Here is a 14,725-nt window from a genome sequence, read left to right as displayed (position 1 = left end):
ATCAACGGAATATTATGAGAATAAGCATACACAGAACCAGCAGCACCCCGCCCCATACGCGGTAGTTGCGCCACCAGGAAACCTCCGCGAGCGAGCGGGTTTCAGCCCGGAAATCCGCCGCCGAAAAGGTCGTGTCGATCAGTTTGTCGGGCCGGGGCGCGGGAGCCGTACGGCTTACGGCCCAGATCACCGACAGGCTGAAGACCAGCAGGAACGGCACGATCAGCAGAAAGTGCATCCCGCCGAAGATCTCCGTGCGCCAGAGGAGCATCGCCGCCGCGACGACCAGTCCGGCGATCAGCCCCGCAAAGGCTCCCCGCCCGTTGGCGCGGCGCGAGAAAACGCCCGTCAGGAAAGCCGCCACGACGGGAGGCGCAATGTAGGAGAGCATCTCCTGGTAATATTTGAGCAGCGAACCGAAACGTCCGATCTGCGGAGCCCAGAGGGCGGCGATCACGATGATGACCAGCGAAGCCAGCTTGCCGACGCGCACCAGCTTGCGTTCGTCGGCCCGCTTGTCGATCTTGGCGTAGAAATCCATCGTGAAGAGCGTCGACGTGGAGTTCAGAATGGCGCTCAGCGTCGACGTCAGCGCGGCGAGCAGCGCCGAAAGCATGATCCCCAGCAACCCTGTGGGCAACAGGCGCAGCACCATCGTCGGATAGATCATGTCGGGTTTCTCGATGCCCGGGAAGAGATGGCGGGCGATAACGCCCGGAAAGACGATGATGAACAGGGTGGCCAGCGTCAGCGCTCCGGCGAACATCACCCCTTTGCGGCCCTCGTCGACGCTCCGCGCGCTCAACACGCGCTGTACGAGCGTCTGGTTGTTGGCCCAGAAATAGATGCCCAGCACCGGCATGCCGACGATCAGCCCCAGCCAGGGCGTGGCCGTATCGGTCAGCGGGCGAATCAGTCTGACGCTCATGTCGCCGCTTTCGAACAGCGACGCGAGGTAGTCGAACCCGCCGTTGGCGAAGCAGGCTCCCGTCAGGATCACCGACCCGACGATCAGAATCACCGCCTGGATCAGTTCGGCGTTGATCGCCGACGAAAGACCGCCCGGGATGGTGTACGAAGCCGCCAGCACGGCGAAGATGATGATGATGAGCTGCAAGTCCGCCTCCGGGAACAACAACTTGATGATCAGCGCGGCGGCATACAGCGCCCCGGCCGCATCGAGAAAGATGTTGCCCACGATGCAGATTCCGGAAAAGTAGTAGCGCGACCGCTTGTCGAAGCGTCGTTCGAGAAACTCGGGAATCGTGAATATCCCCGAACGGATGTAGAGCGGCAGCAGGAACGTGGCGAAAAACACCATCACCACGACACCTGTGAGGTTGTAGTTGAACACGGCCACTCCGGTGTGGTAGGCGTCGCCCGACTGGCCGATGAGCGTCGTGCTGGAGATGCTCGCGGCGAAAAGCGACAGACCCACGATCCACCACGGCATCGTGCGGCCGGCCAGAAAATAGGACCCGGCGTCGGAACTCTTGCCGTTGCGCAATCCCCACCATATTATAAATATAAGGTAAAGGACGATAATCGCGCAGTCGACAAAATTAATCGCAATCGAATTCATGTAAGTCGTTTTAGGATTTTTTTACTAATGCAAAGATATGTACCCGAAAATTTACCGGATTGTATAAGTCGGTTAAACAAGTATACTTTTTTGAATTATTCATGGAGCTTTCTGAATTATTCCTATTTTTGTACCGGACCTGAAACCCTTACCGGACATGAAAGAGATACAGCAGGAGATCACCCCGATCACGAACGAGGACCTTTTCATCATCCTCAACCACCCCAACGCGCATTTCGACTATCCGATCCACTGCCATCCGGAATACGAGATCAATCTGGTGATGAACACTCGGGGATCGCGCATCGTGGGCGATTCCACCGAGGATTTCGGCCCGCTGGACCTGGTGATGACCGGTCCCTATGTGCCGCACGTGTGGAAATCGCCCCTGAAAACCAACCACGTCATCACCATTCAGTTCTCGGGCGACCTGATCGACTTCCCGATCGTCAACAAACGCCTGTTTCTTCCCATCCGGCAACTGCTGCTCGACTCCCGGCAGGGGCTTTCGTTCACAGGTCCCGAACAGTTGAGCGTCCGGGACCGGATTCTTGAACTCACGCGCATGCAGGGATTCCAGTCGGCGACCGCTTTTCTGGACATTCTCAACGCGCTGGCCACGGCCAACCGCAAGGTGCTTATGAGCAATCTCTGCGACTCGAAGAACATTGTCCACACCTCCAAATCGCGCCGCATCGCCAAAGTCTGCGACTACATCGAGAAAAACCTCTGCCAGAACATCCGGCTCACCGACGTGGCCGGGTTGGTCAACATGTCGGAATCGGCCTTTTCGCACTTTTTCAAGAAGCGCACGAACATCTCCTACATCACCTTCGTCAACAACATGCGCATCTCCAAGGCCTGCCAGCTGCTTGCCAACACGACGCTCAGCGCCTCGGAGATCTGCTACGCCTGCGGCTTCAACAACAAGTCGAATTTCATCCGCATCTTCACCAAAAAGAAAAACATGACCCCGATCGAATACCGCGAATACATCTCCCAGATGCTCATCAAATACTGATCTACCCTTCATCTTATGAAAAACTTCAAACCAATCCTTACCGCTATGTCCCTCTGCATGGCCCTCGCCGCAGCCGCAGCCCCCGTCCGTCAACACCTGCACGACGACTGGCAGTTCCGTCAGGCGCGGCTCAACAACTGGTATCCGGCCACGGTCCCCGGCACGGTGCACACCGACCTGATGGCCAACCGGATCATCGAAGACCCCTATTTCCGCCTCAACGAGCGCGGCGTACAGTGGGTCGACAAGGAAGACTGGATCTACGAAACGCATTTCGAGGCCGACGCCGGCCTGCTCGTCCGCGAGCGGATCGAACTGGTCTTCGAAGGGCTCGACACCTATGCCGACGTCTACCTCAACGACGAGAAGGTGCTCGCCGCCGACAACATGTTCCGCCGCTGGCGCACGGAGGTCAAACGGCTGCTCCGTCCGGGCGAAAACACCCTGAAAGTCTATTTCCACTCGCCGATCAAGGTCGACCTGCCCAAATACGACTCGCTGCCCTACCGTTACGAGGCCGTCAACGATCAGTCGGCCAACGGCGGGCTTTTCGACAAACGCGTCAGCGTCTTCGCCCGCAAGGCGGGTTACCACTACGGCTGGGACTGGGGTCCGCGCCTGGTGACCTCGGGCATCTGGCGTCCGGTCTATCTGGAGGGCTGGAGCGGCGCCCGCATCAGCGATGTCTTCTACCGCCAGCAGGAGGTTACGGCCAGGCGCGCCCGGGTCGAGGTCGAGGTGGAAATCGCCTCCGCCCGTGACCTGGCGGAAGCCGTAGTCACCGTTGCATCCCCCGGCGAAGGCATCGAAGCCTCGGTCACGGCGCCGCTGCGCTCCGGAATCAACAAGGTAACCGTCCCGCTCGACATTGCCTCTCCGAAACTCTGGTGGACCCGCGAACTGGGCGAACCTCATCTCTACGAATTCCGGGCTTCGGTCGCGGCGGGCGACGCCTCCGACAGCCGGACCACCCGCATCGGGCTGCGCTCGCTGCGCCTCGTGCGCGACAAGGTCGCCGACGGCACGACCTTCTACTTCGAACTCAACGGCGAGCCGCTCTTCGCCAAAGGAGCCAACTACATCCCCTGCGACGTCTTCCTGCCGCGCGTCACGCGCGCCGTCTACGAGAAGACGATCGACGACGCCGCGGCCGTGAACATGAACATGCTGCGCGTCTGGGGCGGAGGTGTCTATGAAGACGATGTTTTCTACGAACTGTGCGATGAACGGGGTATCCTCGTATGGCAGGATTTCATGTTCGCATGCAGCGTCTATCCCGCCGAGGGGGCATGGCTCGAAAACGTCCGGCTCGAAGCCGAAGACAACATCCGCCGTCTGCGCAATCACCCCTCGATCGCCGTATGGTGCGGCAACAACGAGTGCAACGAAGCGTGGTTCGGCTGGGGATGGAACACCCGGTACGCCAAACAGGGGCATCCCGAATGGGACCGGATCATCGGCGACCAGCTCCGCCGCCAATACTACGAAGTGCTGCCCGAAGCCGTCGCCGCCTGCTCGCCCGGCACGCCTTACCACCCCTCGTCGCCCTGGTCGCGTCACGAAGGCACGAGCGAAAACAGCGAAGGCGATACGCATTTCTGGAAAGTGTGGCACAGCCGCGCACCGATCGCCGACTACAACGCCACGCGCAGCCGCTTCTTCAGCGAATACGGCTTCCAGTCGTTCCCCGAATACGCCTCCGTCCTGCGTTTCGCCCCCGAAGAGCGCGACTGGGACATCGAATCGGAGGTGATGATGGCCCACCAGCGCGGCGGCGATTTCGCCAACATGCGCATCCGCCAATACCTCGAAGACGAATACTGGCCCGCACGCGATTTCCGCACGTTCCTCTACATGAGCCACGTTTTGCAGGGCGACGCCATCAAGACCGCCATCGAGGCGCACCGGTGCGACAAACCCTACTGCTGGGGATCGCTCTTCTGGCAGCACAACGACTGCTGGCCCGTGGCTTCGTGGGCCAGCCGCGACTGGTACGGCCGCTGGAAGGCGCAACATTATTTCGCCCGCCCGGCCTTCGACGACATCCTCGTATCGCCCCTTGCCGAGGGAAACACGCTGAATGTCCGCCTTGTGTCGGACCGCCGCAAAACGGTCCGGGGCAAACTCCGGATAACGGTCATGGACATGGACGGCGCCCTCCTCTCGGAAAACACCCGCAGCCTAACCGTCGCACCCAATGCCAGTCGGAACGTCTATTCGGCCGACATTTCCGGACTCTTGCACGGTTGCGCCCGCAATCGGGCGATCGTCGTCGCGGAATTCACGACCGACGGACGCCGCTACGCCAACATCGGATATTTCGTCTCTCAAAAAGAGCTTGAGCTGCCCGAAGCCGACATCCGATGGAGCGTCGGACCTGCGGCGGACGGTTATGAAATTACGCTCTCGAGCGACCGTTTCGTCCGCGCCGTCTGGCTCGCTCTCGACGGCAACGAACATTTCGAGGACAACTATTTCGACCTCGTACCGGGCGTCAGCAAAACGGTGCGGGTCGCAACGACGCTGTCCCGGTCCGAATTCGACCGGCTGCTGCGCATCACCCATCTGCAACAAACCCGATAAACCGACCATACGATTATGAAACGCACATTGCGCCTTTTGCTGACCGTAGGACTGTCGCTCGTCTGCGTCAGCCTGTTCGCCCAAAAGTTCCCCAACTACCCCATCCCGCAGCAGCCCGATACGCTGCGCATCCTCGGCATCGGCAACAGCTTCACCGACGACGGCATGATGTATCTGCCCGAGCTGCTGGAGGCTGCCGGCATCCGGAACGTCGTGCTGGGGCGTCTCTACATAGCCGGGTGTTCGCTCGAACGCCATTGCCGGGAATATGCCGGCAACGCCCCTGCGTATATCTATTACAAGTCGACGTCCAACCGCTGGGAGACCGTTTCGAAGAAAGCGACCCTGTTGGACGGAATCGCCGACGAACGGTGGGACGTCGTGGTACTGCAACAGGCGTCGGGCAAATCGGGCATCTATCCGACCTATCAGCCCTGGTTCGGCCGGCTGGTCGAGATCGTGCGATGGTGTTGCCCCAATGCCGGAGCCTGCATCGCCTGGCAACAGACATGGGCCTATGCCCGCAATTCGCAGCACCGGGATTTCGGACGATACGAGAAGAACCAGCAACTGATGTACCGGGGAATCGTCTCTTCGGTCGAACAACTCATGCGGGAGACCTCCGTCGAAGTGGTCGTCCCGTCGGGCACGGCGATTCAGGACCTGCGCAACACGGCGCTGTGCGACTCGCTGGACCTGACGCGCGACGGATACCACCTGAATCCCGGGACCGGACGTTACACTGCGGCCTGCGCATGGTTCCAGACGCTCGTGGCCCCGGCCTTCGGGACGAACGTCGCCGGGAACGGCTGCCGTCTGGCGGGAACCCCTCACGAGCTGACGCCGCAGGAGGCCGAAGCCTGTCAGGAGGCGGCCCGCAGAGCCTGCATCCGGCGGTTCTCCGTTTGGACGGAACCTGTCGCCGGCGAGGGCGGGACGGCAGTCCGGTAGCGGTCGGGGGTGGTCGGGGCATTCCGCCATGCAGATATAGGTATCCTGCCATTCGCCGGAGCATTTCTGTTATCTGCCGGATGTGGGTTCGAAGCTCGCCCTGCCCCCCCCCTCCCTACCGCCACCAACGAAAAAAGAGGTCTGCAAGGACCTCTTTGAGCGGAAAACGGGATTAACTGAGCGATAGAGTGCAGATTGAGGTTAATTAATTGTCGGATAGTTCGATATGCTTATTGCTGCCATATTTTGTATTTCGACGATCAAGCGGTCCGAAGCAACAAAACGCAGGAGTTGAGTTAACAGATCGTTAACCGGAGTTGTTAACCGACTACTCTGCTGTTTTGTCTGCTTGTTTTTGCGCAATTGGTTATTATGCTGTGTATTGCACAACTCTACATCTTGACAAGGGACTCATGACGAATTAATTTTGCAACCCTTAAAGTTATGTGTTATGAGAAGTACCTTTCGGATTCTGTTTTACGTCAACAAACAACGCGCAAAAGATGGTTGCGTTCCGATTTATGTCCGGCTCACAGTCAACGGCAAAAGCACCTTCGTATCGTCGCGTCTGACCATCCCACTCCCGCTTTGGGATTCCGCGGCGAACAAGGCTGCCGGGAAGAGTATCGAGGCCAAGCGGATCAATGTTGAGTTAGACCGCATAAAGGCCAAGTTGCTCCACTACTACCAGCGTATCTCCGATCGCGATGCCTATGTCACGGCCGAACGGGTGAAGTCCGCTTACCTCGGTATGGGCGAGGAGTACGAAACTCTATTGGAAGCTCTCGACAAGTTCAACCGCGATTTCAAACAGCACGTCGGCGTAGACCGGGCACAGTCCACTTACCGCAAATACGACAACGTGCGTAAACGGTTAGCCGAGTTCCTTTCCGAGAAACTGCATCGGGAGGATATTCCGCTGAAAGAGTTGACCGAAACTTTCATTACCGACTATGACCTTTATCTGCGGAGTGAGAAAGGGCTTACCCCGTCGTGCGTCTGCATCTACACAAAGCCGCTGAAAATGATCGTGACGAAAGCCCACAACGCCGGCGTTATCGCCCGGAATCCCTTTGCCGACTATCATCCGAAGAAAACGACCAAAGAGCGAGGTTATCTGATCGAATCCGAGTTGCAGGCGTTGATGAACCACAAATTCACGTTCGACGGTTATGGCAAGGTGCGCGATATGTTCGTCTTTTCCTGTTTTACGGGAATGGCTCATGCCGACGTCAAGGGGTTAACGCAGGAGATGATTCAACGCTCATTCGACGGGGATTTATGGATTGTTAAGAAGCGGCAAAAGACGAGCACGCCGTTCAAAATCAAATTGTGCGGCATTACGAAGCGCATCATCGCCCGCTACAAGCGCGAAGTTGCAGGGACGAATCTCGTATTGCCCATTCCCGACATCGCCTATTGCAACCGAGTATTGAAGAAAATAGCAGCAGAGGTCGGGATCGACAAAGTAATCACGTTCCATATGGCGCGGCATACGTTCGCCACGACCAATGCGCTGGCGCAAGGTATCCGCATTGAGGTTGTCAGTCGGATGCTGGGACACACGAATATCAAGACCACCCAGATTTACGCCAAGGTAACGGACGATATGCTGGCCAAAGGTTTCGACGAAATGGCCGGCATCTACGCCGACAAATACAGCCTTGCCCAATGAAACGGGGAGTAGAACTGCCCTACCGCCCCGATGCGCCCTGCGAGATTAGACGGGATCTCTCCGGGCGCAAAGGGGCAGTGGGCAGCCGGGCGTCATCGCTCTTTTCACCGTTCATCCTGCCGCCGAATATCGGTCGGTCGTAATGCTCCCGGAGTTTGCGGACGGATAAGTCGCCGGTACCGTCGCCCACAGATCGGCCGCTCCGCGCCCGCGCCTTTTTACAAAAGGCATAGCTTATTAGGGCATTTTCTTTCCGCCTTGCTTCGCAACGCTGAAAATGCCCCAATAAGGCAAAGGGGCTGTCGCCCCTCTGCACACCCCGGCGGCGGCAACTACTACCAAACTATCAACCACCAAAAACTACTACCACTATGGGCTATGTCGTATTGCACATCGAAAAGGCGGCCGGAACGGACGCCGCCATGTCGGGACACGTCGAGCGGAGAATAACACCCGCCAACGTCATAACGACACTTACCTACCTGAACGAAGAATTAGTAGAGTTCCCCAAAGGCGTTACCAACCGTACGGAAGCGATCCAGCACCGACTGGACAATGCAGGACTGGAGCGCAAGATCGGAAAGAACCAAGTGAGGGCGTTGCGCGTCATGCTCTCCGGAAGCCCCGAAGATATGAAGCGTATTCGGCTGGCCGGGCAGCTGGATGCTTGGGCGAAGGATTCCTGCGGCTGGCTACAAAAGACCTTCGGAAAGGAAAACGTCGTGTCGGCCGTTCTGCATCTGGACGAGAAGACGCCACATATTCACGCGACCGTCGTGCCCATTGTCCGGGGCGAACGCCGGAAAGCAAAGCTGGAACGGGAGAGGAACACGGCGGGCGGGAAGCGGACATACCGCACCAAAAAGGATCGTCCGCGCTTATGCGCCGACGATATGATGGCACGGGACAAACTCAAAGCCTACCAGACTACCTATGCCGAAGCGATGGCTAAATACGGACTGCGACGCGGCATCGACGGATCGGAAGCAAAACATATTTCCACCCAGCAGTTTTACCGCGAAGTGAAAGTAATGACGGATATTCTGAAAGCCGACATAAAGGAATTGCAGAAACAGAAAGCGACGACACGGGAGGAACTGAACCGTGTGAAAAAGGAAGTACAGACCGAACGGCTGAAAGGAGCTGCAACCTCCGCCGCAACCAATATCGCCGAAAGTATCGGTGCGATGTTCGGCAGCAACAGGGTCAAGGCGTTGGAAAGGGATAATATCGCTCTGCATCGGGAGGCAGCCTCGTATGAAGAAACCATCGAAGTCCTACAAACCCGAATACAGGTCATGCAGAGCGACCACAGCCGAGAACTGATGACAATGCAGGCACGGCACGCTGTCGAGGTGGTGAATCTAACGAAGCAGCACGAAAAAGAAATGTCGCTGATGAAAACAGCTCTCTCAAAAGCTGTCAAATGGTTTCCCTATTTCCGTGAAATGATCCGCATGGAGAACGTTTGCCGAACCGCTGGTTTCGATGACGAGCAAACTGCGACGCTTCTCAAAGGCAAACTGCTTGAATACAGCGGAGAACTCGACTCCGAAGGACACAACTGCAAGTTTACGGTCGAACGGGTGGCAGTGCGAATCACTCCCGACCCCACTGACAAAAGGAAACTACAACTCAATATCGACAAAGTACCCTTTAAGGAGTGGTGTAGGGAGAAGTTCGAGAAAATGCGAAACGCCTTTTGCCAATCCGTACAGAGGCAACAAAAATACAAAGGGCCGAGATTTTGAAACCTTGTTTCAGAAAATCGCAAATGGAATAATGAATTATTCTGTTTTTTAATTACTTTTGTATTTGGATAGAGGCAACTCTTTCCAGACATGTGAAAAGAAGCGTTATGCTTATCTCGAAGTCGGGAACGTAGGAAATTCAAGACTATTCAGAGAGAAAGGCGTAATGGTTCTCACGCGTATAGCGTGGGCTGCTATTACCATATCTCTGAATAAAGGTTATTCCTACGACCTCCGACTTAGAACGTGGCATTGCAGTTCCACGCTTCCGTGTTTTATAAAGGTTCTTGTGGCAGCTGGAGAACAAAAACAGATTGTATATGAATACTCTTAAAAGATTGACTTTGGCGATTTGTATCATCCTACTGATGAATGCTTGTGCCCCACTAAGAGCTCCGGTAGTTGTAAAAAATTCTCCGATTGAAAAGTTCAAATATGCCTACATTTCACCAACTAAGGAATTAACGTCCAGTACGGGAAGCACCTACGGAGGACAGTATGGAATCTACGGATCATCGACGACCAAAAGCGTCAACCCCAGCGATGTCATTGCAGGAATACTGATTCAAAAAGGATATGTAATACTGCCTGAACTGAATCCCGAATTAGCAAAAGAGACGTTAATTGTAAACTATGGCGAAAGTGGCAGGCGAAACCGTGGATTAGGCTACACAATAGAGGTAACGATCCAATTCATATCGGCGTATACGCACGAAATGTTCTGCTCCTGCACCGCAGAGGGGCAGGGTTCGACCGAAGCGGACGATATTCGTCAAGCGATAAAGCGCGCCTTGGATGGTTTATTCGCAAAATAAAAACAACTCAAACAATCTTATTATGAAACGGTTAATCTTTTCATTGCTTTTTGTAAACACAATTCTTATTTCATTGGCGCAAGACAAATCGGAGCATCTATCTTTCAAAGGAGTACCTATCGACGGAACTCTCAATGAATATGTATCGAAAATGAAAGCCGCCGGATTCTCGTATCTTGGGACACAGAATGGTACGGCTATCTTGCAAGGCGATTTCGCGGGCTTCAAGAGTTGTACGGTAGGCGTTTCCACACTGAAAGCTGTAAATGTAGTCAGCACAATCGGTGTAATTTTTTCCTCGCACGATGATTGGAGCTCGCTGGAAAGAGATTATGACCATCTTAAATCCATGTTAACTCAAAAATACGGCGAACCGACTGAGGTTGTGGAGCAGTTTCAAGGGAGAACCAACCCGAATACGAACAATGAAAAATTGCATGAACTGATGATGGATCGCTGCACTTGGTACACAACCTTTGAGACGACGAAAGGCGACATCCAATTATCTTTGCAGAAAGGAGACTTCGGGCAGTATTTCGTTTTACTCAAATATTACGATAAAATAAATACGGATACGGTTCGTTCTGCGGCAATGGATGATTTGTAGCATTTTATTCATGCAGAAAAAGCGATGCGTTACACGCATCGCTTTTTCTGTAATTAGGATTCGACATGTTTTTTGATTTCGGCAATGAACCGTTCTCCGATCCTCATGTAGGTACTTATGGTAATTCCTTTTATATCGATAAACTCTTCGCGGGATAGCGGTCTGTCCGTCGCCAATAATACCAATACTGAATCGTACAGGATGCGAGAAGCTACCACTCCGTTTTCTTGTGCGATTGTTTGCCTTAGAGTTCGCAACTTGGCGAGCAGTTGCATGTCGGTAAGTATATCGCCATTCGCATCTACAATCACTTTGAATCCGTCTTTCTCAATCATCCGTTCCGAATAGCCGATCGTGTAAATTTCAGCCTTTTTCTTCGTCGCAGGATTTGCCTTTGCCGAAATCATCTCAGGAGCTTGCGGGTTCCCTGCGGAAGATTCGGGTGCATGAAAATAGGCCGGCTTATCCTTGGATGGATCTTCCATGCCGAAGTTGTCCTTTCTCCATACACGATAATGTTCCTGACTGAGCAGTCGGCCGCATCCCGATTTGTCCGATTTATAATTTGTACAACCTAAAATCGGCCCGCTGCGACCACCCTTGACAATCAAATATCCGTCTTTGCACCAATCGCATTTCTGAATGGAAAGTTCGCCACCGCGCTTGTCATTAGTCATAAATCCGCATATTTCTTGATCGTTGGTGCAAATCCATAGTCTCAACCCATAATTCTTATTCCATCGCAGTTGCATCGGATAGCCGCAGATTGGGCAACGATCTTTCACGATGTTCGAGATGGAGAGGTCGGTTTTCAACTCTCCTTGCAGCGTAACGTTGGGATAGCTTTTCGGATCGCTCAACAGCTCCTTGATAAACTCCGAGGGGCGTTTTTCGGGAGTAACGATAAATACTCGGTTTTTGGTTCGGGTAAGTGCCACATAGAACAACCGCCTCTCTTCGGCATAGTTATATGAAGTATCGTTCGATACGACCAAGTGCAGCACCGGATCGTCGTCTACTTTCGACGGAAAGCCGTAGATTTCATCCTTTGCATTAATGATAATCACGTTATCGGCACTCAACCCTTTCGAACTATGGGCCGTCAGAAATTGGAGCTTGATTTTGTTCCCGTATTTTACCGAATAAACCTTCCCCGTTTTCTCGTCGTAGTTGAATTGTTTGGAATAGCAGAGATTCCTCGCGTCGAACCCATAGCGACCAATCAACAGGATGGATGCGATTCGGGATTTTCTTTCGGCCGTATTATACTCCAATATTTCTTCGATAGCTTTGTTTACAGCGATTCCCAGATAATGGTATTTGCCGCCTTCCGGCCGCTCTTTTCCTTTATCGAAAGTTTCGACATACGGGTAAATGATAACCGGATTGATGATTCGCTTCGGAGAGACAAGCTCCTTTTTGATTTGCGCCGAATTTTTCTGTACGAATGTTCCGGCAATGTCGATTATCTCCTGTGCATTGCGGTAGGTGCGTGTGATTTTCAACTCCTGCCCATAACCGACGGCTTCGCAAAATCGGGTGAACAGCGGTAGAATTGAGCCGCTGAAAGCATAGATCGACTGCCAGTCGTCACCTACTGCCATGATTTTGGCATTGCACAACTGCGACAATTCTTTGATAAGATTGTAACGCTGACGTGAAATATCCTGATACTCGTCTACGATGATATATCTGTAATCGAGCTGCTCCTTGCCGACACGTTTTTGGCGTATCAACTCGGCAGACTCGTTTATCATGTCTTGGAAGTCGATGCAATGTTGCTCCTCCAATACCTTTTGGTATTCATAAAAGCATACCTTACAGATGTCGAGAAACAATTTGGTGCGGACATTCTTATTCGCAGCCTTGAACTCTGCGAATTTCTCCAATCCGTAGCCCTGCGTCTTGAAGTTGTTGATAAAGGTGCAGATCAAAAAGGTCAGCCGTGTAATGTATTTGTTCTCCTCCGTTTCGATCAGCTTTTTATAGACTTCCGCCGTCGAGCGTTTGTTCAGTTCATAACCGCGCGCAATAAGCTGTTCGCGCAGATGGAGCAGATAATCCCGACCGTCGGCATATTGCGAGTAGGTATATATCAAATCGGTCTTGTGCTTCGCGTGCACCTGCTTTTTGTCGTCGATTCGAGAAACATACTTCTCCAACTCCTCTTGCGTATAACGATCACTTCTGTGATCTTCGGTTATCCCGAAATGTTCGATATACGAAACCTTATCGCCTTGTTTTATGCGGAAGTCGGGCGTATAGGGTTTATTCGCATCGAGAATAGGATACTGGTATATCGGCTCGTATTCGTATTCTATCTGATACATATATAGGAAGTTGGCGATACGCACCTCTTCCATCGACCGCAGTATTTCATTGTTCAATGTCTGCGTTTTCAAGGTCTTGCGATCGACGATTCGTTGAACGTATTCGTGCAGATTGCCTTTCAGGGTCGAACAGTCCGCTTTGGCGACGAACTGAAAATATTCGTTGAGTTTTTCACCTTCATAGGGTGCGGTAAAATAGGAACCGAAGAATAGAATCAATTTGTCTACGACCTCCGGATTACGCAGCACGGACGATTTCAGATAATTATTGATCACCGTGTACATATATCCGCCCTCCACAATCTTTTTGCGTTCCTCTTCACCTCGACGCAAAATCGTATAGCCGATGGAGTGAAACGTACTGATGGGGCAAGGTATTCCCAAATTGCCATTTATGCGTCCTCGGAGCTCCTCTACGGCCTTGTTTGTAAAGGAGATCACCAAAATTTGAGATGGATCAATGCCTCGCTTTTCTACGAGATAACGCACTTTGGCTGCTACCGTTGTGGTTTTGCCGGCTCCGGCTCCGGCAATTACCAGCGTATGATCTTCCTCTGAAAGCACCACTTCGCGCTGTTCCCGGTCGAGCGATATGGCCGGATCGCATGCTTTGAGGATGTTATCGAGATAGGGTTTCTCCGATTCGATGTGGTGCGAGATATAGGCGTCGTTGTGTTTTCGGATAGTCGGAGATTCCGTTGCAAGGTCAACCATTTCATCGAATTTCGCCCGGAAATAGTTTATGGCTTCAATATCGAGATTATGTTTGGCAGCATACTCGTTCAATATGTTCGACTGAACAAGCGTAGCATAGAATTGCGATAAATCACGGTATTGTTCGACGAGGTCTTTATAGTCGCTTCGGGCTATGAATTGATCTTGGGATAGCAAATCCTTGAATGCCTTATTAAAAGACATGGTTCTGACATATTCCACGGGATAATTTCCCGGATTCGAGTTTATCGGAGCCGGATTGTTGCTCTTTTGAAGTTGTCCAATATTTCTCAAAAAGGTTACTATTCCCATTATTTTCAAAAACCGTTTGTCTTACAAAGATAGTTATTATAACGGTTCTAAATATCGCTTGGTTATTTTGTTTTAGGAATATATAACGATATACTTCAAATAAAAATCTCATAAAAGAATACAATATGCAAATAAGATAAAAATACTTATCTTTGTATCGGGTTCTTTTTCAAGATGAAATAGCGCGCAATGCAGCGCAGAAGATCGGTTAACAGATCGTTAACCGCCACAAACGAAAAATCCTCACAACTCGCTGATTAGCTTATTGCAAGGATTTAATCGTCTGTTTCCGAGCGGAAAACGGGATTCGAACCCGCGACCCTCAGCTTGGGAAGCTGATGCTCTACCGACTGAGCTATTTCCGCATTACGGAGTACAAAGTTA

At 52.8% G+C, this 14,725-nt stretch carries 9 protein-coding genes and 1 tRNA gene; 7 read left to right on the top strand and 3 right to left on the bottom strand.

Going from position 1 to position 14,725, the window contains the following annotated elements; all coding sequences use genetic code 11:
* Window position 1: 1 nt before the first annotated feature.
* On the bottom strand, window positions 2–1,582 hold the full coding sequence (locus BHV64_RS09700; RefSeq protein ID WP_288115809.1) for a sodium:solute symporter: 1,581 nt from the start codon (window positions 1,580–1,582) through the stop codon (window positions 2–4).
* A 157-nt stretch (window positions 1,583–1,739) separates the two neighbouring features.
* Between BHV64_RS09700 and BHV64_RS09695 the strand changes: the two genes are divergently transcribed.
* The 7 genes from BHV64_RS09695 (at window position 1,740) to BHV64_RS09665 (ending at window position 10,985) form a co-directional block, all read left to right on the top strand.
* Window positions 1,740–2,603 (top strand): AraC family transcriptional regulator, encoded by an 864-nt coding sequence (locus BHV64_RS09695; RefSeq protein WP_015546132.1) that lies wholly within the window; start codon window positions 1,740–1,742, stop codon window positions 2,601–2,603.
* Between the two features lie 45 nt (window positions 2,604–2,648).
* Complete coding sequence (locus BHV64_RS09690) at window positions 2,649–5,186, top strand: beta-mannosidase (protein WP_217727628.1); 2,538 nt, start codon at window positions 2,649–2,651, stop codon at window positions 5,184–5,186.
* Window positions 5,187–5,201: 15 nt separating this feature from the next.
* Window positions 5,202–6,137 (top strand): DUF4886 domain-containing protein, encoded by a 936-nt coding sequence (locus tag BHV64_RS09685; RefSeq protein WP_022061976.1) that lies wholly within the window; start codon window positions 5,202–5,204, stop codon window positions 6,135–6,137.
* A gap of 451 nt (window positions 6,138–6,588) precedes the next feature.
* Window positions 6,589–7,812 carry a site-specific integrase gene (locus tag BHV64_RS09680; protein ID WP_278735545.1) on the top strand — a complete coding sequence of 408 codons (1,224 nt, stop codon included), beginning with the start codon at window positions 6,589–6,591 and terminating at the stop codon, window positions 7,810–7,812.
* A gap of 371 nt (window positions 7,813–8,183) precedes the next feature.
* Window positions 8,184–9,563 (top strand): MobV family relaxase, encoded by a 1,380-nt coding sequence (mobV, locus tag BHV64_RS09675; protein WP_253011664.1) that lies wholly within the window; start codon window positions 8,184–8,186, stop codon window positions 9,561–9,563.
* Window positions 9,564–9,883: 320 nt separating this feature from the next.
* Window positions 9,884–10,378, top strand: a complete 495-nt coding sequence (locus BHV64_RS09670) for a hypothetical protein (protein WP_195664703.1) — start codon at window positions 9,884–9,886, stop codon at window positions 10,376–10,378.
* Between the two features lie 22 nt (window positions 10,379–10,400).
* A complete protein-coding gene (locus BHV64_RS09665) occupies window positions 10,401–10,985 on the top strand; it encodes a hypothetical protein (RefSeq protein ID WP_195664704.1) in 585 nt (194 codons plus the stop codon).
* A gap of 53 nt (window positions 10,986–11,038) precedes the next feature.
* On the opposite strand, the gene BHV64_RS09660 is transcribed toward BHV64_RS09665, so the two are convergent.
* Window positions 11,039–14,233 (bottom strand): UvrD-helicase domain-containing protein, encoded by a 3,195-nt coding sequence (locus BHV64_RS09660; protein ID WP_195664705.1) that lies wholly within the window; start codon window positions 14,231–14,233, stop codon window positions 11,039–11,041.
* 400 nt (window positions 14,234–14,633) lie between these two features.
* A tRNA-Gly gene (locus BHV64_RS09655) sits at window positions 14,634–14,706 on the bottom strand.
* Window positions 14,707–14,725: the final 19 nt, after the last annotated feature.

This window comes from Alistipes sp. 56_sp_Nov_56_25 (assembly GCF_001915285.1).
GTDB lineage: Bacteria > Bacteroidota > Bacteroidia > Bacteroidales > Rikenellaceae > Alistipes > Alistipes shahii.
The sequence above is the reverse complement of the archived record's forward strand: the minus strand, read 5'-3'. Positions and strand labels throughout refer to the sequence as shown.